Origin of the sequence: Bacillus paramycoides (assembly GCF_038971285.1) — a bacterium.
Lineage (GTDB): Bacteria > Bacillota > Bacilli > Bacillales > Bacillaceae_G > Bacillus_A.
The window spans coordinates 2,719,407-2,739,326 of sequence record NZ_CP152427.1 but is presented as its reverse complement, the minus strand read 5'-3'; the positions used below and the strand labels follow the sequence as shown (position 1 = coordinate 2,739,326).

The following is a 19,920-nucleotide window of genomic DNA, read 5'->3' as shown; positions in this document are numbered from 1 at the left end:
AAAGATGGATGATGTGATTGGAGAAGTAGTAGCAGGTATTTGTGAATTTGTGGTGGAAGTAACAGCAGATGCTATTGGGAATTTAGTTTCCGGAAAGGATGAGGAAAAAGAAACATTATAATAGTTTGTAAAAGTATACAGATGTTCAAAATATAAAGGCTGATTTCTAAAGGGAAGTCAGCTTTTATATTTTTTACATTATATTAATATTATTTGAATATTCATTTGTTGTTATATTTGTGAAACTCATAAAGGAGGTGAATAAATAAAGATGTCGAATTTAAGATCTGATTTATCTGATTTTCGTTTAATTGTGGCGAATGTGGAGGAAAAGGAATATCACTTTATTGTTCGTGAACATCCGATTGTAGGGAAAATTATATCGCTATTGGAAAATGGAAAAGAATATGGTTTAATAGATAAACAAATCGCTAATAAAGATAAATTTATTAAATCGGAGCTTACTAAATTAGATTATTTTAACATAGATGTTCTATATCATACACCTGGATGGATATGGATTGGCATGGATCAATTTGGTTTACATGCTCGTGAGGCTACTTATAACGAAGTAGACGTTATTATGAAGTTAAAAGAGGATTTATATTATATAGATGTATATGAAAAAGTAAAAATGTAATAGATATTTAGTTAGGTTAGGGGACAAGTTCCCGTAGCCTTTTTTGTTTCATAATAAAACGTAAAATCTATATTAGGTTGATGATACGAAAGCATAGTAAGAAATGAGTCGAAAAGAGGATTTGAAAATACATAAAGAGAACTTTAATTATTACATGAATCCTATATGTAAATAACAATAGAAAGAAGATGATAAAATGAGTAAAGAAGAACTTGTGAAACAACAGTTTGGTAATAATGCGGAAAAGTATGTGAAAAGTAAAATTCATGCTAAAGGACCTGATTTACAATATGTAGTTCAACAAGTTGAGTCTCGTCACAATAATCGTCTTCTTGATATTGCTACTGGCGGAGGACATGTTGCGAATGCATTAGCTCCATTGTTTCAAGAAGTAGTTGTCTTAGGCTTAACAGAAAAAATGTTAGAGAATGCGAAAAAGTTTATTATAAGCAATGGACATGAAAATGTATCTTTTGTTGCTGGAAACGCAGAAAGTTTACCGTTTGCTGATCGTTCATTTGATACGATAACATGCCGAATTGCAGCACATCATTTTACGGATCCAGCTCAGTTTATTTATGAAGTAAATCGTACGTTAGAAGATAATGGATTATTTATTTTAATAGATAATGTTTCACCGGAAAATAATGAATTTGATACATTTTATAATTTTATAGAAAAAAAGCGGGATCCGAGTCATGAACGAGCGTTGAAAAAAACAGAATGGATTACCTTGTTAGAAAGAAACAGTTTGCAAATGCAGTCGTGTCTTACTTTTGACAAGAAGTTTGAATTTGACTGGTGGTGCGATATGATGGATGTATCGTTGCAGAAACGTATGAAGTTAACAGAATGTATGATGAAAACACCAGTTGAAATGCAAGAATTCTTTCATATTCAAATTGAAAATAATAAAATAAACTCGTTTTATACTGAAATGGCCCTGTTTGTATGTAAAAAAAGCCCGACATTAAAAAGATAAATTTCTTGCAGTCTTTTCAAAGTACGTTATACTTAGTACAGAGAAAATGAGAATTGAGGAAAGTAATAATGATTCGCGTACGTATTGAAGGAACTGAAGAAGAAATGCTTGAATTTATGGAGAAAATGCCGGACATTCCTGGATTTGAAAAAACACATATGAGAGAACCGAGAAAAGGGAATAATCCAAAATACGATTCAAGTAAGAATGTATTAGCATATTTATCATATAAAAAGATCCAAGTCGCCAATAAATAGGCGGCTTTTTTAGTTTGCACTGTTTCACAGCCTTGTCTTTTTTACATAATAATAATAGTAGATCATGCTGAAGAGGGGTGAGGGTAGTTAATAAGAAAATCATCTTTTTTGGAGACTTTGGTATTGACGATGCGGTGGCTTTAATATATGCAAATAAAACATGTAAATTAGATATTATAGGTATTGTTGCTGAATATGGAAATGTATCGCGAGAAATCGTAACGGAAAATGTGTATTTTTTAGAAAGATACTATGCTACAGAAGTAAAAATCATTGAGGGTGCAGCGAGGCCGATGACTGCTGAAGAACCTTTGTTCTTTCCTGAAATCCATGGGGAGTACGGCCTAGGCCCAATTATTCCACCTAATATGAGGATTTGTAAACGGGAAAACTTTTGTGAATTAATTAAATTAATTGAACCTTGTCCAGAAGATATTATTATCGTAGCGACAGGACGTTTAACAACTTTGGCGACGTTATTTTTATTATATCCAAATGTAATGGATAAGATATGTTCTTATTATATTATGGGTGGTGCATTTTTATTTCCTGGTAACGTTACTCCTGTATCAGAAGCAAATTTTTATGGAGATCCGATTGCCGCAAATATTGTAATGAAATATGCAAAGAATGCGACTATTTTTCCGTTAAATGTAACGCAAGAAGCCCTCATTACTCCTGAAATGGTGGATATTATTAATAAAGAAGGAACAGGACAGGCAAAACTTATTAAACCGATGATCGATTTTTATTATGAGAACTTTTATAAAAAAGAATACCCGGGTATTGCTGGAAGTCCGATTCATGATTTACTTCCGTTCATTTCCTTTATTAATGATGATATTTTTGAATATAAAAAGTCAGCAGTTTGGATCAGTACGACAAATGACGTAACTAGAGGACAAAGTGTGGCAGACTTTAGAAAAATAGCTGAGCCAACAACATTTGATAATAGGCCTATTCAAAAAATTGCAGTTGGTTTTAACTATCCTGCATTTAAAGAAGAGTTTATGCGGACAATATTAAAGCCTGACTGTCCTTAATATGTGTATTATGAATAACATCAACCTCGAGTCGAAAAACTGGCCGTTCATTATTTTGAAATAATCTAATAGTTGATCTGTATGAATAACTACTGAAAAATGTAACATAACTAATGGTAAGCAATTGTTTCTAATTATATTTTGATTGGTAAAATATAAAGGAGGTTATTATATGATTTGGTCTTTAATCGTCGGTGGTATATTAGGATGGCTTGCGAGCTTAATTACTGGAAAGGACGTACCTGGTGGTGTAATTGGTAATATTATTGCTGGTATTATCGGTTCTTGGGTTGGTTCGAAATTACTTGGTAGTTTTGGTCCAGTCATTGGCGGATATGCAATTATTCCAGCTTTAATCGGTGCGATCATTTTAATTTTCATCGTAAGCTTCTTATTACGAGCACTGCGAAAATGAGTGTAAGGACTGTTTACATTTGTAAGCAGTCCTTTTTATATGTTATGCTAGTATTATACAATCAGGAGGTGTCAGCATTGAAAACATTTACAGTAAATTTCCATCAAGAAGATAATGCTAAAGCGACAACAGTACATAAATTAAGTGAAGAGGACTTCAACAAAGCAACAGAAAAAGGCACTCGTCATCTATTTGATTTAGATACAAACGTTGGATTCTTCGTATTCTTTGACGCAGAAGATGCAGAAGGAAACGATCAATACTTAATGTTACAATACGAAGGCGATCATGAAGAGCCAACTGCGTGCTACGGATTTGATTTAAAACTATACTATCAATTTTTAGCACTGTACTTAAATGATCTTGAGTTCCAAGGTGAAACAGATGAAGAAGAGGAAGAGTATGGCCCGATTCATCATTTAGCTCACTTACTTTATCATATTGTTGAAGATGGTAAGTCAATCGAAGTGTAAAAATACATATGTAAAGCTGTCCTTTATGGACAGCTTTTTTCATTTTCTAAAGCAAAATATACAAATTGGATTTCTGATGATGATAGGTGGTTTGACTAAACAGAAAAAGCAACAAAGAAGGTTTATCCTCCTTTGTTGCTTTTTCTACGTTTAAGGAAGGATTGCAGTGTATATGACGAGAAGGGATATATAAGGAGATGGGAAAAATGATAAATAATACAATTCCAATTTTTTTAAAATTATGGGAAAGTGACGATGTAGAATTAGAAATTCTTAATCAATACTTCATTTCACATCCTGAGGTATTTGAAGAATACTTTAAGTATCATTGTCCTAAAACGAGAGAACGTATTTCTACTGCCATTAAACAATATCCCGCAAAAATAGAAGATATTCATATCATTGCAGAAACATTACCGATTATTATTCAAGAGATAACGAATGAATATCATAATAAATATAACTTTGATGTAAATATGAAGTTTCATTTATTTGTTGGAGCTTTTGGCTCTAATGCATTTGTAGAAAGGGAAATCATTGGTGACTTATTTTTTGCAGCAGAAAAATTATCTCCAGATGTAAATCACCTTCGTGTTATTGTTGCTCATGAAATAGGCCATATATATCATAATGTTATGTTACAAAATGATGGGATGGATTGGAGTAAAGCCAAGTGGACCGACGCAGCAGTTAGTTTGTATCGCGAGGGTGTTGCGACATATTTATCAAAACAAATTATGAAAGGTTTAAATGAATCAGTGTATTACTCATATAACGATGATGGTGAACGTTGGTTACAATGCTATATAGAAAATGAAGAACATATAAAGAAACGTTTTTTGGAAGATTATATAGAAGGATGGACGTTAGAAAAAGAGAAAGAGTGGTTCCGGTTATCTGGCGGACAATATTTTGGATACAACCGACTTGGTTATTTTTTAGGAACAGCTTATGTAGAATATGTTGTGCAAGCATTAGGAGAGAGTGAAGCATTTACTTTTTGGAAAAACCACGATTTGAAAAGTAGTGTAATGGATTGGATTGGTTATCAAGATGAATAAGATTATGATAGGGGGCTGAAATGTATGAAAGTGTATGTAAAGATAGTTATATTATTATTCTCTTTTACATGCCTATTTTCATTAGCAGCATGTAAAGGGACAGACGAAAAGAAGGAAACAAACCAAACATCAGAAAATAGTAAAAACGAACAGAATAATTCTTCTGAAGAAAAGAATGAACCTGATGCAAAATCAAATAATGAAGGATCAACAAAACCAAAGACAGATTCAAGCACGAAAGATACAGTAATAAATCAAAAATCAATTAACCACGTTAAAGATTTGTTAGAACTAGCGAAAGAAGGAAAAGTACCTAACGTTCCGTTCGCAGCACATACAGGAGATATTGAAGAAATAGAAAAAGCGTGGGGAAAAGCGGATAAAACGGAACAAGCAGGTAATGGAATGTACGCAACTTTTACAAATAAAAATGTTTCCTTCGGTTTTAATAAAGGATCACAAGTTTTTGATGTACGCTCCTATCATGCAGAGCTAAAATCAATTACATTACAAGATATAGAGAAAGCATTAGGAAAACCAACTTCAGTTAAGATAAATGGGGAAGATAAAATATATGTATATAAAGTAAACAATCAGTTTGAGCTGAAATTCATTATTCCAGAATCGACTGGTAAAGTAAATCATATTTCGGTATTCTCGCCAGAAGATAGTATTAATAAAATGGCAGGGTAATAAAAAAGGATGTCACAATAGTCTCGAGACTTTTGTGACATCCTTCTTTTTATAAAGAGAGCATCCTATAAAATATGAGTAGTATGCTCCGAAACGTTTTTATTTATTTTATTACGTTCTACATTTTGGATAAACAGTGCTTGCATAATGCCTCCGACTATTAAAAAACAAGCACAAATATAAAATAGCATGCTACCATCTAGTTGACTTAATAAAACCGCACCAAGTACAGGACCACACGTTCGAGATATATCCCAATGTAACCCATAAATTGAAAAATACAATCCGCGTTTATCTGTAGGAGCGATTTCTGAAACGAATCGAAGTAAATGGTTGAAAGCAATACTTTCTCCAATGACTAAAAAGAGTAATGTGAAAAATAGTGACAAGATTGTTGCTGAAAATCCATAGCCAATTGCAGCTATCGTAAAGCAGGTGTAAGAAATAAGTATAATTTTGGCCATAGAAAATCGTTCAGACCATTTCACGAGAAAGATTTGCAGAATGATTTCCATAATAGCTTTGCATGTTGAAATAAAAGCGAGCATGAATACGAAATCTGGAAATATATCTTTAGCGAAAATGTGATAATTTGTCTCAGTTTGAGCATAAAAAAAGCTAATAGGGATTGTAGAAATCATAAGTCCCAAAACGGCGTAATGTTTGTGTAAAAATTGTTTTGGAAATGATACTTCAAATTTTTGCTTTGGTGTTGTAAGTACTGGAGCAGTTTCTGGAAGCTGCGTCCATACAACTACTGCATATATCATCAGTGTAATGCTTTGCATTATAAATAAATATTCAGGGTGAGTTTGATAAAAAATAGCACCAATTATTGGACCAATTACAGAACCAATTGCAGCCATCGTATGCAAAATAGCAAAAATTTCTGCTTGTTGTTTTTGTTTCGTTAAATCAGCAATTTGTGCACGTTGAGCGGGAATATATAAGGAACGCCCAATCCCATTTATGACGTATAACAATGCAAATATAAAAACAGATTGAGCACAGACGAAGCTGCCGATTGCAACGCCTTGTAGCAATAAGCCGAGCAACATAATTTTTTTTCGCCCATATTTATCAGTAACTCCCCCAGCAATAAGTGTAAATATGATGTCAGAAAGAGGTTGTAGTCCAAAAATGAGCATGGTGATTATTATATTACCGTTTAACATTTTATTAACGTAAATAATCATAATGAGAGCTAACATAGATTCAGTCGTTCGGGTTAATAATTCGCCGCACAGTCTAATAATAATTGGTTTGTTATAACGTAGTAAAAGATTGTTCAATATTAATTCCTCCTTTCTATATTGAAATGATAAGATGAAAGGAGAAATGGAAAAAGGGTAGAAACAAAAGGGGTTATTTTTCACCTTTTAGGGGGATTATGATGTTTATTTTAGATCAATATATTGAACTATGGTGTGTCTACGGTAAAGGGAGACGAGAAGGAGAACGATTAGAAGTAACCGTACAAATGATAGCAGAAACATTATTTTGTACAGAGCGTAATAGTAAATTAATTATAAAAAAATTAGAAGAGTTACATTGGATCACTTGGTTTCCTGGTCGCGGGAGAGGGAATCGTTCTAAATTAATATTTCAAAAGCAACCAATTCCACTAATTTTAGAAAGAGGAAAAGAATTAACGAAAAAAGGAGATGTAAAAAGTGGAATCTCATTTGTAGAACGCTACAGCTCACAATTTCCATCAATAAAGAAAGAGTATGAAGCTTGGGTAGATTCCATATTTGGTCATCAAATAGAACGGACACCTGAAGGAAGAAAAGACGTACTTCGTTTACAAGTACAAATGAACCTGGACATCGCTTTAAATCCGGTTTACGCTACGATGCGATCAGAATGTCATATGGTTAAACATATTTTTGATACACTCGTATATATAAATGAGGAAACAAATTCTATAGAACCAAGGCTTGCTTTTCACTGGGAATATAATAATGCTGACAAGGTTTGGACATTTTATTTAAGAAAAGGCGTTTATCTTCATAATGGAAAACGACTTACTGCACATGATGTTATCCATTCATTGAATCGATTTATGAAAACTGAAAACAACCCACACGCATGGATGTTACAACATGTTGAAAGTGTCCGTGCAGTGGATGAATATGTTGTTGAAATTCAATTACATACGGAAAATAGGATGTTTTTACATATGCTTAGCGCAGAACAGTGTTCTATCGTACATGAAGATGAAGCAGGAAACTTCATTGGTACAGGGCCTTTTTCATTACGAGAGAAGAGTGCAAATCTATTTGTACTAGAAGCACATGATTTATATTATCGCGAAAGAGCTTTCCTTGACCGAATTGAACTATTGAATGTGGAGCAAATTGTAAATACATATGACGTGTTAGTAAAGGCGCAGTATAAAGATAAAGAAAAACATAATAAAGAAATTTCTCGGCTTGAATCGAACGTGACATATGTAACGTGTAATCTTGTAAAAGAAGGGCCAATGCAAGATGAGCTATTGCGAAAGGCACTACATCAAATTATTCATGGCGATAAAATTGTTCAAGAACTTAGCGGAGAACGTGGAGAAGTAGCGAAGAAACTAATATTAGCAAATGAAAGCATAGTAGAAATTGAGGAAGATATAGAAAGTTTAATTAAGAGAAGTACGTATCATAATGAAGTGCTACAACTCTATACATTTACAGGACGAGATCACGTTGAAGATGCACAATGGATACAAAAAGAGTGTGCGAAGTACGGGGTTCGTGTAGACACTAATTTTCTTGAGATAGAAGAGTTATTGGAAATAAGTACGATACAAAAGGCTGATATGATGCATGATAGTGCAACAATTAGCGAACGAATAAAAGATAGTATGCTATATATGTTTCTTACAAGAAATAGTTTTATTCATGGGCAAAGCAGCATGGACTTTCATAGAACGTTGTCCCCGTATTTTAAACAAGAAAAAGAAGAAAAAAGAGTTACATTGTTACGCGGTATTGAGAACACTTTGTTACGGCATATTCATATTATTCCTTTATACCGTAACAAACAACAAGTAACTTCTCATGAAAAAGTACAAAATATAATGATTAATTCACAAGGCTGGATTGATTTTTATGACATATGGTTTACATGTTGATATATAAGGGTTTTTACGTATTTTATAAGATGCGTGAGAACCCTGTTTTTGTGTGTGAAACAGGGTTGTTTTATACATTGTTACGCTACTTATGATAAAAGTCTATTTACAGCGTAACAGTGTTATGTTACATTGTTATCAGGAAGGAGTGTTATACAGTTGAGTACAGATTTAATTTCAAAAAAAGATTTATTAGAACTAACTGGTATTTCATACGGACAGTTATATAGGTGGAAAAGAAAAAATTTAATACCGGAAGATTGGTTTGTACGAAAGTCAACATTCACGGGTCAAGAGACATTTTTTCCGAAAGAAAAGATATTAGAGCGTATTGATAAAATCCAAACGATGAAAGAGGATTTATCACTTGATGAACTAGCAAATATGTTTTCACCGAGTGTAAGAGAAATCCTTTTAACAAAGGAAGACATATTACGTAAAGGGATTGCATCGGAGCCAGTTTTACAATTCTTTATAGAACAAACGAATAAAACAACAGAGTTTCAGTTTGCAGATATTCTGTATGTGTATATGTTAGAAGAATTACTGCAATCGGGAGAGGTTAGTTTAGAAGAAGGAAAAATGGTCTTGCAAGTTTTATGTGAAAATTATGAAGCGATTAAGCATAAAACTTGTGATTTAATTATCGTCCGAAAGTTAGGGATTTCTACTTGTTTCTTAGTTTCAAACGTAGACGATTTAATTTTTGAAAAAGGCACCAAAATTGTTTTACGCGAAGCGATTATGAAATATACCGAAGCATTAAAAACGAAACTATTGTAGTGGGGGAGAAAGTATGCGTACAGAAAATTTAATTATAAATGGTTACGGTTCATCGAATGGCGGCGAGTTTCATAAAGTGCAATTAAATGGAAAAGGGACTGTGAATGGAAATGTTGAATGTGAAAAATTTGAATGTAACGGTTACGGTGCAGTTACTGGTGATTTGAAAAGTAGCAGTGCACGAATTAGCGGATCTGGTAAAGTCGATGGCACAGTTCATGCTGAAACGATGCGAATTGATGGAAAAGCAACTATTACGAAAGATGTGAAGGCAAACAGTTTGAAAATTGCAGGAAAAGGTACGATAGGTGGGAATGTCACTGGTGAAGAATTTAAAATCAATGGTCAAGCGACGATTGATGGCAACTGTGAAGTGGATACTTTTTCTTCTGATGGACAGTTTACAATTGGTGGATTATTAAGCGCGGATGAAATAAATATAAATATTCACGGTACATGTCGAGCGAAAGAAATTGGTGGTCAAACGATTAAAGTAAAACATAGGATCGGTACTTTTAGTAGACTGTTTAAATCAGTATTTGGTTTACAATTAGAAGCTGAACTGTTAGAAGGTGACAATATCGAAATTGATTATGCTCACATAAGAACGGTAAGAGGAAGCAATGTTACAGTAGGACCGAATTGTGAAATTGAACTCATTGAATATACGGGTGTTCTTACTGTTGATAAAAGTGCAAATGTAAAGGAAATTAAGCAGGTTTAATGGGAGGGAGTAAGTAATATGGAACATTCACATAGTCTTACTGTCAATGGTTCTGGTAGTTCAGCAGGCGGGGATTATAACAAAGTGAAGATACGCGGTGAAGGAACAATTTCTAATGATATGAGCTGTAATGAATTTAAAACGTACGGCACGAGTGAAGTACGCGGTAATATGAAAGTGAAAAACTATGTCGTGTATGGTGATAGTGAAGTACAAGGAAATGTAACTGCGGAATATGTAAAAGTATATGGAAACACACAAATGCATAACGATGCACATATTGAAAAAACAAAAGTAAGAGGTATGATAGAAGTTAAGGGAAAGTTTACTGGTGATTTCGTAGATGTGAAAGGCGCTTTAAATGTGAAAGGAGATATTGAAGTAGAGGAATTATCACTAACGGGTGGTCTTGAAAGTGATGGATTACTTAATGCTGAAAATATTGAAATTTCACTTCGTTATGAAGGGAGCAAAGTGAGAGAAATCGGTGGTAAAAAGATTTCTGTTCGTAAAAAAGCGAGATTTATTCCATTTACAAGTCACACTGGAAGCCTCCAAACGTCTATCATTGAAGGAGATGAAATTTATTTAGAGCATACTATCGCTGAAGAAGTAAGAGGAAACAATGTTACTATTGGTCCAGGGTGTGAAATTAGTGTTGTAGAATATCATACTAGCTTTAACCAAAAAGGTAATGCAGTTGTAAAAGAACATAAACAAATATAAATAGGACGAGGGAGAGCAAGGTTATGGTTGAGAAGAATAATAAGCTCGGCTTTGTTGTGGCGGGCTTATTGCTAGGTATTTTAATGGCATCGATGGATAATACCATTGTCGTAACAGCAATGGGAACGATCGTTGGTGACTTAGGAGGCCTTGAAAACTTTGTATGGGTCGTTTCTGCTTATATGGTCGCAGAAATGGCAGGTATGCCGATATTCGGTAAACTATCAGATATGTATGGTAGAAAGAGATTCTTTATTTTCGGTTTAATCGTCTTTATGATTGGTTCGGCACTTTGTGGTACTGCTGAAAATATTACACAGTTAGGTATTTATCGTGCCATTCAAGGTATTGGCGGCGGGGCATTAGTGCCGATCGCGTTTACTATCGTTTTTGATATTTTCCCCCCAGAAAAGCGTGGGAAAATGGGTGGATTATTCGGAGCAGTATTTGGTTTATCCAGTATTTTTGGTCCGTTACTTGGTGCGTATATTACAGATTATATTAGCTGGCACTGGGTATTTTATATTAACTTACCACTGGGCGTTTTAGCACTTATTTTTATTACATTCTTTTATAAAGAGTCACGAGTTCATAGAAAGCAAAAAATTGACTGGTTTGGTGCAATTACTTTAGTTGGTGCAGTAGTTTGTTTAATGTTTGCACTCGAACTAGGTGGACAAAAGTATGATTGGGATTCTAGTTTTATTTTAAGTTTATTTGGTGGATTCGCTATTTTAATTATTGCATTTATATGTATTGAACGAAAAGTAGAAGAGCCAATCATATCATTTGAAATGTTTAAACAACGTTTATTCGGCATGAGTACTATTATTGCATTATGTTACGGTGCTGCGTTTATGTCAGCAACTGTGTACATACCGTTATTCATTCAAGGTGTATACGGTGGCACTGCAACAAACTCAGGACTATTACTTTTACCGATGATGTTAGGATCAGTTGTAACAGCCCAGTTAGGCGGATTTTTAACGACCAAGCTTAGCTACCGAAACATTATGATTATTTCTGCGGTTATTATGCTAATTGGACTATTTTTATTAAGCACATTAACGCCAGAAACAAGTCGTGCATTATTAACAGTGTATATGATTATTATCGGATTTGGAGTTGGATTCTCATTCTCTGTACTAAGTATGGCAGCAATTCACAACTTTGGTATGGAACAGCGAGGGTCTGCAACTTCAACGAGTAACTTCATTCGTTCATTAGGTATGACACTAGGTATTACAATCTTCGGAATGATTCAAAGAACAGGTTTTCAAGATCAATTAGAAGAAGCGTTTAAAGGGATGAGCGGAGGAATGAATACAAATGCTTTAGGAGATTCAAGAGCTATTCTATCAGAATCGGCAAGATCTCAAATCCCGCCGCAAATATTAGATAAAATTATTGACGCTCTTTCTAGTTCGATTGTTCAAACATTTATGTGGGCATTGGTACCAGCTGGTTTAGCATTCATATTTATTTTCTTTATGGGAAATGAGCGAATGGTAATTAAGAAACAACAAACGAATAAAAAGAATGAAACATCAAAAGCGTAATGAAAAAAGCTCCTTTCCAATTGGAAGGGAGCTTTTTCGTATGTACAGATTTAGATTAGCCTTCGATGATTTCGTATTCTTCGTCTGCTAATAATAAAATTTGTGTTTTCTTACCTTTGTTTTGAACTTCGATTACATCGTAAGCACCTAAGTCTCTTACTTTGCTTTGAGAAGCGTTAACCATAACTTCAATAGAATCAATTAAGATATCTTCTTCAATGTATGATTCAGGCAATGCCATATCTTCAGTATCTAATACACATGCGTATAGATTTTGTAAGTTTTCAGCAGTTGGATTTTGTTCCTCAACATCAATGATGTTTTTTACTGCTTCCATATTTTCTTCTTTTGCTTGGTATACTTTAATTTTAGCCATTGTTTTAATCTCCTTTATAACGTAATCGTAGAGGCTACACTTCATTATAACGTTTTTTTCATGAAAGATGAAATTGTTATATGTATTTATAGCGAAAAATATGTATGATTCCTTAGTGTTAGTGTAAATTCCTTCCGTTAAAGTTATATTGTCCAAGCTTTTCTCATATTCCGCTCATATTATATGTATTAGATAAAAACATACAGGGAAGGGATGGAGTGAAAGTGGGTTGTGGGTCGAGACGAAATTGTCAATGTGGTCAAAAAAGCATATGTGAATTTTTACAAAGTCTAGAACCGTTTACTAAAGTGGAAAGTATCGTAATAGCTGGAAATGAAATTGTTGTATCCTATTTCCTTTCATTTAATGAGGGAAAAGGGATTGTATCATTTGTACAAGAGGAAGATGAGGTTATCTTTGTAAATTGCTCTAGGATTGATGCAATTCGAATAGGGGAAATTTGTAGTTGTAAAACGAAAGTTAAATTTATTGAAGAGGATTTTAGTCTACTTGGAAATGTGTGTCCGCAATGTTTAACAGAGGGAAGTACACTCTTTTTTGATTTTCACAATCCAGAATTAAATGTATCTCTACAAGCAAAAACAATTGATGCACCTAGTTGTACTGAATTTATAGATGAGATGGGAAATATCGTAAAGCAAATTACTATAGTAGGTGAAGCGATTGTTTCTAAAGATTTTGTTCAAGTGCCTGAACTATTAAACTTTCGGTTAGTTTTATCTGATATGGCTGCGAATTCTTTAAAGTTTGGAATACTGTTCATTAATTTCCCTGACCTTACGTTTATTATTCTTTTCGCATCGAGTGGATACCTCAACATCTCGAACTGTTTGAAAATCGAGAGTGGAGCAGGTAATACTGAGATAGAAGAGATGAAAAAGATGATATCGAATGACGATAATACGTACACATCAGTTGTTAAAGTGACTAAAATATATAAAAACGGAGGAACAGAATCATTTGTTAATAAGAATGAGTTATAACATATATATTTAAAATAACCCTTAAACTAATGTTGAGGGTTATTACATAATAAAAGATTATAGATTGCCAATTATTACAAAGTATATTATCTGTAAACCTTTTTACAGGACAGTCATTTACTTATTGCTAGATGTTATAATAATTTTATATTTACGAATAGTTTATAAATATATAGAGTGTAGTAGACGTATGCTTATATGTAGAATAAAAGGACTTATAAAAAAATAGAAGTGCATTGATTCTAAAGAAAGCAGGAATGTAAATGATATATGAAGCGAATATACATACGAGAGAAAAATTAGTTACTATGTTCGAGGATTTCAATAACGTTGTTTTACTTTCTTATTTACAAGGACATATGGGTACTGCCTGGGTAAATGATCTTGAAAATCCAACAGTAGCGCAAGTTACGGTAGGGATTTTCACATTTTACGCTGGAGATTCGAATGCGAAAGAAACAGAAGAATTAGTACGTAACATTCCTGATAGAATGTTAGTAATCGTAAACAGTGAAGAGTGGAAAAAGCGTTTAGAAACAAGTTACGAAAGAAAAATAGATAAGTTTTTACGGTATAAATTCAAACGTAATGCGGAAGTTTTTAATCGTTCAAAATTACAATCTTTTATATCAGCGCTTCCAAAAGGATACGAGTTACGAAGAATAGATGAACATATCGTAAATATTCCTACGTTACATAAGGTCTCTGAAGATTTTATCAGTCAATTTCAATCAGTAGAAGATTATTTAAATCGAGGTATAGGGTATAGTATTTTGTATAAAGGAGAAGTTGTATGCGGTGCATCATCATATAGCATTTATGATAATGGGATTGAAATCGAAGTGGCGACTGATCACAATCATAGAAGAAAAGGGTTGGCAACTATAGTTAGTGCGGCGTTAATCTTGCATTGTTTAGAAAAAGAGATATACCCAAACTGGGATGCAGCAAATACTACATCTGCTAAACTAGCAGAAAAGCTAGGATATGTTTTTGATAAGGCATATGATGCTTATTTTGTGGATAATAGATGAAATCTTTTTTAAATAAAAGAGCAGCTAGCAAAAGCTAACTGCTCCTCTCCAAAGGAGAATGGAGAAATACAATCATGTAATTTACATTATTGACGAAACAGTAATTTTTAATCAAATAACTATAAAAGTTTAGATAAAATATCTTTGATTAAACCTGAGGCTCCGATAAAGAGTACTGATAGAAAAACGATTGAGAATATACTTTTTTTAGGTTTCTTAAATTCTAAGTAAATGTTAAAAATGGCACCAATTGCAACTACAATAAAGATAACGAGTCTTACTACATCTATCATGAATAACGCTCCTTTTTATCACTTAATTGTATTATATAGGAATTCGCCTTCTGATTAGTTTGTTGGAATACGATTTAAGGTAATTTTAAACAAAATAATCTTTTATACGAAAGTAATATGAGGAGAAAAAGGAAACGTATGTAGTAATTGTATAAATTGTAGAAGCTAATAGTGACCAAATAAAGTGAGTGGTATAGTAATTTATATTTTTATATACGCCTTCTTTAGGCGCAATTACAGCTTACATAATAAAACATGTTTATCGTAGTGATCTAAACACCAATTATATTTTTTTAGAATAATTGGATGAATCGCTTCTTTCGTAGTATCGACCTCAGTATAGCCATATTTCTTATAAAAGTTTTCTAATTCCTCAAAAGGAAGACAATATACATGTTGTACTTGTAATTTCTTCGCAGTTTCTACTAAAAACGAAACAAGTTCCCCAGCTAATTGTAGACCTCTAAATTTAGGGAGAATAAGTATCCCACCCATTTCTATAGTATCTTCATCTATTTGGACTAAACGACCAACACCTGCATACGCATTGTCGTATGTAATGATTGCCACCATATCTCGATTTAAATCACTTCGTACAAATCCTATTGAGTCATATTGATTATTAATCCATTCTAGATCATTAGATGTGGCCAATTGAATATTCATATACATCCTCCCTCCGAATACTAGCTCTATCTCCATTATATAGAACATAAGATGCTATATCAAAAGAACCTAGTTATAGCCAAATTTGTTTAAGTTATTAGTTGAAGGTGTGGGTTTGTTGGGATTGAAATGATGGGTTCACCAAGCAAAAGATGATAACCTTGTGAATATAGTGTTACATAGTCAAAAAGAAAAGTAGTTCATGTGTTCGGTAACGCATTATTGTTTAAGCGTATAGAGTTTATAGGCTTACTTTAATTAATAGCTACTATATTTATTGGAACTAGTGAGGAAATATGATAATCAACAGCCCGAGTGATAAAAATCGTATTAGGATTTGGTGAAAAACTCCTTCTGAAAAAGGAAAAGGGATTTAAAAATAAGAGCACTTCGAAAAGTGCCCTTCAGTAACGACTACCCATTCTAAAAAGAAAGGATGCAATATATTATATGAAGGTAAGAGTATTTAATTGTGGGTCCTTTATATAAAAGTTTTATTTTGTTCCGAAAAAAAAGGCGATTGTTTCCACAACCGCCTTTCAGTAAAACAAAGCACTTTTTCTGAAATAAATTATGGATGATTCCTGAAAAAGGTTATAGAATATACTCACATTTTTATAACTAAAGTGAAGAGCTCAGGTTATAAGAAAGGAACAATTATATTGTATGAAATCTATTCTAGATTAGTCACAAAGAAAGCTGTCTTCTTATTTGAAGGCAGCTTTCTTTTATTAGAAAAAGAAGTAGAAGTAAAATAAAAGATTAAGTTACTTGTCCAAACAAATTTTCAAAAAATACATAAGATGCTAGTAGTTAGTCAATATTTTAATATTGCTAATTTTTAAGACTAAAAGGGGTGATTTTATGTGTGAATGTGAAGTTTGTAGAAGAAAGAAAAACCGGGATCCATTAAACCGGGAGTTTGAGCCGAAAAAACAAGTTCCTGAGTCAAAAAAAGAGGATTGTGAACCAAAGAAAGAGGATTATGAACCAAAGAAAGAGGATTGTGAATCAAAAAAAGAGGATTGTGAATCAATAAATTCTTATTCATTTAGTAAAAATGCAAATTTTTTAGAGGAAGCTATACAAACAGATGAAATCGATCAAATTTCTGAGGAATATATTGAAATAGTTGATTCAGCAGATGTACAAGTTACCACTACAGATACAAAAGCTGCGCTATCTATCCAAGCGGCATTACAAGCAGCTATTGTGGTTGTAGTAAGTATTTCTATAGCAGATAGTGAAAAGGCAGATAAAATAACACAAGAATTATTTCAAAAATCATCTATTAAACAAATTAATAGACAAAAAACATTTATTAAAAATTCCAGAAACGTAACCGTAACAACTACTGATACAGATATTGCAGTGAATATTCAAATTCTCCTTCAAATTTTATTAGCTTTATTAGTTAAACTAAACATTTTATAAAGTGTCTAACTTATATTTAGTTTTAGGGGTTAACTCTAAGTAAATATGTTTTGTTGTAATATGTAGTACAAGCTTGGATTTCTTATTTTAACTGAATTAATATTTAAGATTAATGGGAAAGTAAGTGTGGAAAACTACAAAATAGTAAAGGTTAAATACATTATTTAATAGTAATTGAAAATTATATTTATGTGAAGTGAAGCTGTCTTCTTTTTAGAAGCCAGCTCTTTAATTTTATTAGTAAAAAGAAGTGAAAATAAAAGATTAAGTTACTTGTCCAAGCAATTTTTATTAAATCACATATAATGCTGGTAGTTACTTGGAATTTTTATAAAAAATTGATTGGAGTGAATATTGTAAATGGATGATTTAAACAAATCTTCTTCCTTTAAGTTTGATAAGGATAAAAAAAATATAATCATAGACCTTTTACTCTCAGATATTTTTAATAGGCATGGGATAAATGAAGAAAGACTAAAAAATTTATCGCCAGAAAAAAAGCAGCAAATTAAAAGTATTGTTTCTGAAATACAATCACAAGTTAATAATTATTTAGATTGAAAGGGGGTGAACGTATGGATAAAACATGTCATTCAGATGAAAATAAAAAGTGGAGTGCATTAGATTCCTCAAATCCTCATCCGTCTTTTAAAAATGCTAGCGTTTCAGAAGCAGCTGCGCAAGAAAGTAAAACTTACCAAATTTCTGAAGAATCAATTACAATAGTTGATTCAGCAGATGTAGAAGTTACTACTACAGATACAAAAGCTGCATTATCTATTCAAGCAGCACTACAAGCTGCTATCGTGGTGATAATAAGTATTTCTATAGCAGATAGTGAAAAAGCTGACCGTGTAGCACAAGAATTGTTTCAAAAATCATCTATTAAACAAATTAATAAACAAGAAACTGTTATTAGAAATTCTAGAAATGTTTCAGTTACGACTACGGATACAGACATTGCAGTAAATGTTCAAATTCTTCTCCAAATTTTATTAGCTTTACTAGTAAAATTAAATATTTTATAAAATGTTTAACTTGTTTTTTATCTAGTGATTCTTACAGGTGAATATTTACTGTTTTAATTATAGTACAGGCTATAAATATTAATCATAACTGGACTAATATTTAACATCGCCAAAATAATAATGAGAGCAATGTGATTTTATGAAAATTTAAAAGCCATTTCCTTTATTGGATTTGGCTTTTAAATTTTAAACAGTATGAATTTGAAAAGATTATATTAAGATAAAGAATTAAAATATAATGATACAAAATACTTATAAAATTATTCGTGTTTTAGAAAAATAATAAGAAAAAGGTGTTTAAAATAGAATCATTTGTATTAACAGTTCAAGTTTTGAAGAATAGTGCATACAATATAAAGTGTTTTCCTTTCTTCATTTAAGTTTTACGTATATAATTTAAAAGTACTATTTTTATTTTATTATTTTATATTTATAACAGAATAGAGGTTTAAAAATGGGTGTTAAAATCATTACGGATAGTGCGGCGGATTTACCAGTAGAATTGCTGCAAGCATATGATATTGATTTAATTCCACTCCGTGTATATGATGAAGCAGAAACAGAGTATTTAGATGGAGTAACATTAGAGTCAGTTACATTATTGCAAAAAATGAGAGAAGGCGCTGTTTATAGAACGTCATTGCCTTCCCTTGAAACTTTCCAAGAAAAATTTGTTTCTTATGCAAAAGAAGGTAATCCTTGTATATATTTAGCTTTTTCATCTGAACTGTCTGGTACATATCAATCATCAGTTCTCATTAAAGAGGAAGTAAAAGAAACATATGCTAACTTAGATTTAGAAATTATTGATACGAAATGTGCTTCGCTTGGTCAAGGGCTTGTCGTATTAGAAGCTGCTAAAATGGCAAAAGACGGTGCATCAAAAGAAGATATCTTAAAACGTGTTGATTTTCTAATGAACCATATGGAACATATCTTCACTGTAGCTGACTTACAGTACCTTGTGAGAGGTGGGCGCTTAAGTAAAGTAGCAGGTTTTATCGGTGGTTTACTAAACATTAAGCCAATCTTAAACGTGGAAGAAGGAAAACTTGTACCACTTGAAAAAGTACGAGGGAAAAAGAAAGTATTAAGCCGTATTGTTGATATTATGGAAGAACGCGGAAAAGAGCTTAAAGGTCAAATGATTGGTATGACCCATGGTGACGATTTAGAAACGGCTGAAGCATTAAAAGCATTAATTACAGAAAGATTTGGCTGTGAAGTATTTATCGTAAATACAATTGGTGCAGCAATCGGAGCACATACAGGACCTGGCGTTATAACGTTATTTTTCTTAAATGAAGTAGAGTAAAGGATTGATCTTTTGATCAATCCTTTTTTAATCTAATTTATATGTAATTATTTACTAGCTTTCTCTTTAAAAGGTAAGAAGGTAGATAGGAAAGTGATAATCGCTAGTCCAAAGCCGAATCGTTCAGTTTGATCAATTACTAAGTCGTTTTTCCACTGATAAATGAAAGAAGCGAATATTAAAAGTAAAGCAGCGCCTCCAACATATCTTACTATTTTTCGTGAAGATTCATCTTTAAGTCTTACAAACATGTGTATCATCCTTTCTTTTTTATTAAATAATTC

25 protein-coding genes are annotated in these 19,920 nt (G+C 32.5%); 20 read left to right on the top strand and 5 right to left on the bottom strand.

All coding sequences use genetic code 11. The features are described 5' to 3' along the window. The first annotated feature begins 271 nt into the window (after window positions 1-271). The 8 genes from AAG068_RS14190 (at window position 272) to AAG068_RS14155 (ending at window position 5,564) form a co-directional block, all read left to right on the top strand. Window positions 272-640: a hypothetical protein gene (locus tag AAG068_RS14190; protein WP_342714716.1), complete on the top strand. Its 369-nt coding sequence runs from the start codon at window positions 272-274 to the stop codon at window positions 638-640. A gap of 196 nt (window positions 641-836) precedes the next feature. Next, window positions 837-1,622 (top strand): class I SAM-dependent methyltransferase, encoded by a 786-nt coding sequence (locus AAG068_RS14185; protein WP_342714715.1) that lies wholly within the window; start codon window positions 837-839, stop codon window positions 1,620-1,622. A 68-nt stretch (window positions 1,623-1,690) separates the two neighbouring features. Next, the gene (locus AAG068_RS14180; RefSeq protein ID WP_342714714.1) at window positions 1,691-1,879 is read left to right on the top strand and encodes a DUF3970 family protein; all 189 of its coding nucleotides are present in this window, start codon (window positions 1,691-1,693) and stop codon (window positions 1,877-1,879) included. A gap of 77 nt (window positions 1,880-1,956) precedes the next feature. Continuing rightward, on the top strand, window positions 1,957-2,922 hold the full coding sequence (locus AAG068_RS14175) for a nucleoside hydrolase (RefSeq protein ID WP_342714713.1): 966 nt from the start codon (window positions 1,957-1,959) through the stop codon (window positions 2,920-2,922). Window positions 2,923-3,094: 172 nt separating this feature from the next. Continuing rightward, window positions 3,095-3,337, top strand: coding sequence for a GlsB/YeaQ/YmgE family stress response membrane protein (locus tag AAG068_RS14170; RefSeq protein ID WP_342714712.1), 243 nt, complete (start codon window positions 3,095-3,097; stop codon window positions 3,335-3,337). Between the two features lie 77 nt (window positions 3,338-3,414). Further along, window positions 3,415-3,810 carry a hypothetical protein gene (locus tag AAG068_RS14165; protein ID WP_000847587.1) on the top strand — a complete coding sequence of 132 codons (396 nt, stop codon included), beginning with the start codon at window positions 3,415-3,417 and terminating at the stop codon, window positions 3,808-3,810. Window positions 3,811-4,016: 206 nt separating this feature from the next. After that, on the top strand, window positions 4,017-4,871 hold the full coding sequence (locus AAG068_RS14160; RefSeq protein WP_342714709.1) for an aminopeptidase: 855 nt from the start codon (window positions 4,017-4,019) through the stop codon (window positions 4,869-4,871). A 24-nt stretch (window positions 4,872-4,895) separates the two neighbouring features. After that, the gene (locus AAG068_RS14155; RefSeq protein WP_342714708.1) at window positions 4,896-5,564 is read left to right on the top strand and encodes a YjgB family protein; all 669 of its coding nucleotides are present in this window, start codon (window positions 4,896-4,898) and stop codon (window positions 5,562-5,564) included. A 65-nt stretch (window positions 5,565-5,629) separates the two neighbouring features. Here the strand turns inward: AAG068_RS14155 and AAG068_RS14150 are convergent, their stop codons facing one another. After that, window positions 5,630-6,856, bottom strand: a complete 1,227-nt coding sequence (locus AAG068_RS14150; protein ID WP_342714707.1) for an MDR family MFS transporter — start codon at window positions 6,854-6,856, stop codon at window positions 5,630-5,632. 101 nt (window positions 6,857-6,957) lie between these two features. Here AAG068_RS14150 and AAG068_RS14145 point away from each other — a divergent pair, with 101 nt between their 5' ends. From AAG068_RS14145 to AAG068_RS14125, 5 genes are all read left to right on the top strand, one after another. Beyond that, the gene (locus AAG068_RS14145) at window positions 6,958-8,694 is read left to right on the top strand and encodes an ABC transporter substrate-binding protein (RefSeq protein ID WP_342714706.1); all 1,737 of its coding nucleotides are present in this window, start codon (window positions 6,958-6,960) and stop codon (window positions 8,692-8,694) included. 159 nt (window positions 8,695-8,853) lie between these two features. Next, window positions 8,854-9,477 carry a YhbD family protein gene (locus AAG068_RS14140; RefSeq protein ID WP_342714705.1) on the top strand — a complete coding sequence of 208 codons (624 nt, stop codon included), beginning with the start codon at window positions 8,854-8,856 and terminating at the stop codon, window positions 9,475-9,477. A gap of 13 nt (window positions 9,478-9,490) precedes the next feature. Beyond that, a complete protein-coding gene (locus AAG068_RS14135; RefSeq protein WP_342714704.1) occupies window positions 9,491-10,201 on the top strand; it encodes a bactofilin family protein in 711 nt (236 codons plus the stop codon). 18 nt (window positions 10,202-10,219) lie between these two features. Beyond that, the gene (locus AAG068_RS14130) at window positions 10,220-10,927 is read left to right on the top strand and encodes a cytoplasmic protein (RefSeq protein ID WP_342714703.1); all 708 of its coding nucleotides are present in this window, start codon (window positions 10,220-10,222) and stop codon (window positions 10,925-10,927) included. A gap of 23 nt (window positions 10,928-10,950) precedes the next feature. Next, window positions 10,951-12,486 carry an MDR family MFS transporter gene (locus tag AAG068_RS14125; RefSeq protein ID WP_342714702.1) on the top strand — a complete coding sequence of 512 codons (1,536 nt, stop codon included), beginning with the start codon at window positions 10,951-10,953 and terminating at the stop codon, window positions 12,484-12,486. Between the two features lie 55 nt (window positions 12,487-12,541). On the opposite strand, the gene AAG068_RS14120 is transcribed toward AAG068_RS14125, so the two are convergent. Next, the gene (locus AAG068_RS14120) at window positions 12,542-12,862 is read right to left on the bottom strand and encodes a hypothetical protein (RefSeq protein ID WP_001062733.1); all 321 of its coding nucleotides are present in this window, start codon (window positions 12,860-12,862) and stop codon (window positions 12,542-12,544) included. A gap of 224 nt (window positions 12,863-13,086) precedes the next feature. On the opposite strand from AAG068_RS14120, the gene AAG068_RS14115 reads away from it, so the two are divergent. Then, entirely contained in the window at window positions 13,087-13,866 is a 780-nt protein-coding gene (locus AAG068_RS14115) for a BC_2878 family exosporium-associated protein (protein WP_342714701.1), read from the top strand. Between the two features lie 263 nt (window positions 13,867-14,129). Continuing rightward, window positions 14,130-14,900, top strand: coding sequence for a GNAT family N-acetyltransferase (locus AAG068_RS14110; protein WP_342714700.1), 771 nt, complete (start codon window positions 14,130-14,132; stop codon window positions 14,898-14,900). 119 nt (window positions 14,901-15,019) lie between these two features. Here AAG068_RS14110 and AAG068_RS14105 read toward each other — a convergent pair whose 3' ends face one another. Beyond that, window positions 15,020-15,193: a hypothetical protein gene (locus tag AAG068_RS14105; protein ID WP_000568076.1), complete on the bottom strand. Its 174-nt coding sequence runs from the start codon at window positions 15,191-15,193 to the stop codon at window positions 15,020-15,022. 234 nt (window positions 15,194-15,427) lie between these two features. Next, complete coding sequence (locus tag AAG068_RS14100; RefSeq protein WP_342714699.1) at window positions 15,428-15,859, bottom strand: GNAT family N-acetyltransferase; 432 nt, start codon at window positions 15,857-15,859, stop codon at window positions 15,428-15,430. 626 nt (window positions 15,860-16,485) lie between these two features. Here AAG068_RS14100 and AAG068_RS14095 point away from each other — a divergent pair. From AAG068_RS14095 to AAG068_RS14075, 5 genes are all read left to right on the top strand, one after another. Continuing rightward, window positions 16,486-16,617: a hypothetical protein gene (locus AAG068_RS14095; RefSeq protein WP_342714698.1), complete on the top strand. Its 132-nt coding sequence runs from the start codon at window positions 16,486-16,488 to the stop codon at window positions 16,615-16,617. Between the two features lie 106 nt (window positions 16,618-16,723). Further along, window positions 16,724-17,293, top strand: a complete 570-nt coding sequence (locus AAG068_RS14090) for a spore coat protein (protein ID WP_342714697.1) — start codon at window positions 16,724-16,726, stop codon at window positions 17,291-17,293. Between the two features lie 360 nt (window positions 17,294-17,653). Beyond that, window positions 17,654-17,854 carry a spore coat protein gene (locus tag AAG068_RS14085; RefSeq protein ID WP_342714696.1) on the top strand — a complete coding sequence of 67 codons (201 nt, stop codon included), beginning with the start codon at window positions 17,654-17,656 and terminating at the stop codon, window positions 17,852-17,854. 14 nt (window positions 17,855-17,868) lie between these two features. Continuing rightward, entirely contained in the window at window positions 17,869-18,321 is a 453-nt protein-coding gene (locus AAG068_RS14080; RefSeq protein WP_342714695.1) for a spore coat protein, read from the top strand. A gap of 454 nt (window positions 18,322-18,775) precedes the next feature. Further along, window positions 18,776-19,636: a DegV family protein gene (locus tag AAG068_RS14075; protein ID WP_342714694.1), complete on the top strand. Its 861-nt coding sequence runs from the start codon at window positions 18,776-18,778 to the stop codon at window positions 19,634-19,636. 47 nt (window positions 19,637-19,683) lie between these two features. On the opposite strand, the gene AAG068_RS14070 is transcribed toward AAG068_RS14075, so the two are convergent. Continuing rightward, window positions 19,684-19,887, bottom strand: a complete 204-nt coding sequence (locus tag AAG068_RS14070) for a hypothetical protein (RefSeq protein ID WP_342714693.1) — start codon at window positions 19,885-19,887, stop codon at window positions 19,684-19,686. Between the last annotated feature and the right edge of the window lie 33 nt (window positions 19,888-19,920).

Excerpts from the sequence above, each read along its gene's own strand:
- AAG068_RS14180 (WP_342714714.1), top strand. The coding sequence starts at position 1,691 with ATGATTCGCGTACGTATTGAAGGAACTGAAGAAGAAATGCTTGAATTT.
- AAG068_RS14190 (WP_342714716.1), top strand. The coding sequence starts at position 272 with ATGTCGAATTTAAGATCTGATTTATCTGATTTTCGTTTAATTGTGGCG.
- AAG068_RS14075 (WP_342714694.1), top strand. The coding sequence starts at position 18,776 with ATGGGTGTTAAAATCATTACGGATAGTGCGGCGGATTTACCAGTAGAA.
- AAG068_RS14100 (WP_342714699.1), bottom strand. The coding sequence starts at position 15,859 with ATGAATATTCAATTGGCCACATCTAATGATCTAGAATGGATTAATAAT.
- AAG068_RS14085 (WP_342714696.1), top strand. The coding sequence starts at position 17,654 with ATGGATGATTTAAACAAATCTTCTTCCTTTAAGTTTGATAAGGATAAA.
- AAG068_RS14160 (WP_342714709.1), top strand. The coding sequence starts at position 4,017 with ATGATAAATAATACAATTCCAATTTTTTTAAAATTATGGGAAAGTGAC.
- AAG068_RS14105 (WP_000568076.1), bottom strand. The coding sequence starts at position 15,193 with ATGATAGATGTAGTAAGACTCGTTATCTTTATTGTAGTTGCAATTGGT.
- AAG068_RS14110 (WP_342714700.1), top strand. The coding sequence starts at position 14,130 with ATGATATATGAAGCGAATATACATACGAGAGAAAAATTAGTTACTATG.
- AAG068_RS14120 (WP_001062733.1), bottom strand. The coding sequence starts at position 12,862 with ATGGCTAAAATTAAAGTATACCAAGCAAAAGAAGAAAATATGGAAGCA.
- AAG068_RS14145 (WP_342714706.1), top strand. The coding sequence starts at position 6,958 with ATGTTTATTTTAGATCAATATATTGAACTATGGTGTGTCTACGGTAAA.
- AAG068_RS14070 (WP_342714693.1), bottom strand. The coding sequence starts at position 19,887 with ATGTTTGTAAGACTTAAAGATGAATCTTCACGAAAAATAGTAAGATAT.
- AAG068_RS14155 (WP_342714708.1), top strand. The coding sequence starts at position 4,896 with ATGAAAGTGTATGTAAAGATAGTTATATTATTATTCTCTTTTACATGC.
- AAG068_RS14080 (WP_342714695.1), top strand. The coding sequence starts at position 17,869 with ATGGATAAAACATGTCATTCAGATGAAAATAAAAAGTGGAGTGCATTA.
- AAG068_RS14170 (WP_342714712.1), top strand. The coding sequence starts at position 3,095 with ATGATTTGGTCTTTAATCGTCGGTGGTATATTAGGATGGCTTGCGAGC.
- AAG068_RS14135 (WP_342714704.1), top strand. The coding sequence starts at position 9,491 with ATGCGTACAGAAAATTTAATTATAAATGGTTACGGTTCATCGAATGGC.
- AAG068_RS14185 (WP_342714715.1), top strand. The coding sequence starts at position 837 with ATGAGTAAAGAAGAACTTGTGAAACAACAGTTTGGTAATAATGCGGAA.
- AAG068_RS14090 (WP_342714697.1), top strand. The coding sequence starts at position 16,724 with ATGTGTGAATGTGAAGTTTGTAGAAGAAAGAAAAACCGGGATCCATTA.
- AAG068_RS14125 (WP_342714702.1), top strand. The coding sequence starts at position 10,951 with ATGGTTGAGAAGAATAATAAGCTCGGCTTTGTTGTGGCGGGCTTATTG.
- AAG068_RS14130 (WP_342714703.1), top strand. The coding sequence starts at position 10,220 with ATGGAACATTCACATAGTCTTACTGTCAATGGTTCTGGTAGTTCAGCA.